Genomic DNA, 2,719 nt, shown 5'->3' with positions numbered 1-2,719 from the left:
GTGCGGACGGCGTCGCGGTCGCCGAGCCAGATGTTGTCGCCCATGCCGATCTCGTCGCCGTAGTAGAGGATCGGCGAGCCGGGCAGCGACAGCAGCAGGGCGGTGAACAGCTCGATCTGGTTGCGGTCGTTGTCCAGCAGGGGCGCGAGCCGGCGGCGGATGCCGATGTTGGCGCGCATGCGGGGGTCCTTGGCGTACTCGGCCCACATGTAGTCGCGTTCCTCGTCGGTGACCATCTCCAGGGTCAGCTCGTCGTGGTTGCGCAGGAAGATGCCCCACTGGCAGCCGGAGGGGATGGCCGGGGTCTTGGCGAGGATCTCGGAGACGGGGTAGCGCGACTCCCGGCGCACGGCCATGAAGATGCGGGGCATGACCGGGAAGTGGAAGGCCATGTGGCATTCGTCGCCGCCGCTGCGGTAGTCGCCGAAGTAGTCGACGACGTCCTCCGGCCACTGGTTGGCCTCCGCCAGCAGCACCGTGTCCGGGTAGTGGGCGTCGATCTCCTTGCGGACCCGCTTGAGGAACTCATGGGTCGCCGGAAGGTTTTCGCAGTTGGTTCCTTCCTCGGCGTACAGATACGGCACCGCGTCGAGCCGGAAGCCGTCGATGCCGAGGTCGAGCCAGAAGCGCAGCGCGGAGATGATCTCCTCCTGCACGGCCGGGTTCTCGTAGTTGAGGTCCGGCTGGTGGGAGAAGAACCGGTGGAAGAAGTACTGCTTGCGGACCGGGTCGAAGGTCCAGTTGGAGGCCTCGGTGTCGACGAAGATGATCCGCGCGTCGGGGTACTGCTTGTCGTCGTCGGCCCACATGTAGTAGTCGCCGTAGGGGCCGTCGGGGTCCTTCCTGGACTCCTGGAACCACGGGTGCTGGTCACTGGTGTGGTTCATGACGAAGTCGATGACGACCCGCATGCCGCGCTGGTGAGCGGAGTCGACGAACTCCACGAAGTCGGCGAGGTCACCGAACTCCGGCAGCACCGCGGTGTAGTCGGAGACGTCGTAACCGCCGTCCCTGAGCGGCGACTTGAAGAACGGGGGCAGCCACAGGCAGTCCACGCCGAGCCACTGGAGATAGTCCAGCTTGGCGGTCAGGCCCTTGAGGTCGCCGACACCGTCGCCGTTGCTGTCCTGGAAGGAACGGACCAGCACCTCGTAGAAGACGGCGCTCTTGAACCAGTCGGGATGCCGGTCCTTGGCCGGGGTGTCCTCGAACGTGTCATGGACGGGCTCGTTGACGATCATGTGGTGGGTGACCCTCCGATCTGCGGGGTGGACGGTCGCAGGACGGTGAGGAGGTGCGCGGGACGAGTGCCCGGTTCGAGACGCACGTAATTCGTCCTGCCCCAGTGATAGGTCTCGCCGGTGAGCTCGTCGCGCACCGGAACCGACTCGTGCCAGTCCAGGCCGAGTTGCGGCATGTCCAACGAGACCGTGGCCTCCTGGGTGTGGTGGGGGTCGAGGTTGACGACCACCAGAACCGTGTTCGACCCCGACCGCTTCGAGTAGACGATCACCTGATCCTGGTCGGCGTGGTGGAAGTGCAGGTTACGCAGCTGCCGTAGAGCGGGACTCGCGCGTCGGACGGTGTTGAGCCGGGTGATGAGGGGAGCGATGGTGTCCGCGGTGTCCCAGTCACGCGGCCGCAACTGGTACTTCTCCGAGTCCAGGTACTCCTCGCTGCCCTCGCGCAGCGGGGTGTTCTCGCACAGTTCGTAGCCGCTGTAGATGCCCCAGGTCGGCGAGAGGGTGGCGGCGAGGACCGCGCGCAGTTCGAAGGCGGGCCGGCCGCCGTGCTGGAGGAAGGCGTGCAGGATGTCAGGGGTGTTGGCGAAGAAGTTCGGCCGCATGTAGGAAGCCGCCTCGCCGGACAGTTCGGTGAGGTACTCCGTCAGCTCCTGCTTGGTGTTGCGCCAGGTGAAGTACGTGTACGACTGCTGGAAGCCGATCTGGGCGAGGGTGTGCATCATCGCCGGCCGGGTGAACGCCTCGGCCAGGAAGATCACGTCCGGGTCGGTGCGGTTGATCTCCGCGATCACCCGCTCCCAGAACAGCACCGGCTTGGTGTGCGGGTTGTCCACCCTGAAGATCCGCACCCCGCAGGCCATCCAGTGCCGCAGCACCCGCAGCGTCTCGGCGACCAGCCCGTCCAGGTCCGCGTCGAAGGCCAGGGGGTAGATGTCCTGGTACTTCTTCGGCGGGTTCTCCGCGTAGGCGATGGTGCCGTCGGGACGGTGGTGGAACCACTCCGGATGCTTGTGCACCCACGGATGGTCCGGCGAGCACTGCAGCGCGAAGTCCAGCGCCACCTCCAGCCCCTGCGCGCGGGCCTGCTGAACGAACCAGGTGAAGTCCTCCAGGGTGCCCAGCGCGGGGTGGACGGCGTCGTGGCCGCCCTCGGGGGAGCCGATCGCCCACGGCACCCCGACATCCTCGGGGGTGGGGTCGAGGGTGTTGTTGCGGCCCTTGCGGAAGGTCGTGCCGATCGGGTGGACCGGCGGCAGGTACACGACGTCGAAGCCCATCTGGGCGATCGCCGCAAGCCGCCTGGCCGCGGTCCGGAACGTGCCGTGCGGCACCTGCTCGGTGCCCTCGGAGCGGGGGAAGAACTCGTACCACGACCCGTACAGGGCCCGCTCCCGCTCCACCAGCAGCGGCAGCGGATCCGACGCGGTCACCAACTCCCGCAGCGGATACCGCGACAGCACCGCATCCACCTCGGG

2 protein-coding genes are annotated in these 2,719 nt (G+C 67.1%); both read right to left on the bottom strand.

Translation table 11 applies throughout. The features are described 5' to 3' along the window. Positions 1-1,241 (bottom strand): maltose alpha-D-glucosyltransferase (treS, locus tag ACWD11_RS35040; protein ID WP_451287946.1); only part of this gene is annotated, 1,241 nt, incomplete at its 3' end. Further along, positions 1,238-2,719: alpha-1,4-glucan--maltose-1-phosphate maltosyltransferase (locus tag ACWD11_RS35035; protein WP_451287944.1), on the bottom strand; the 1,482-nt coding region annotated here is incomplete at its 5' end. The genes ACWD11_RS35035 and treS, both read right to left, overlap by 4 nt.

This window comes from Streptomyces sp. NPDC002776, from assembly GCF_053592195.1.
This window is presented reverse-complemented; position numbering and strand designations above follow the sequence as displayed.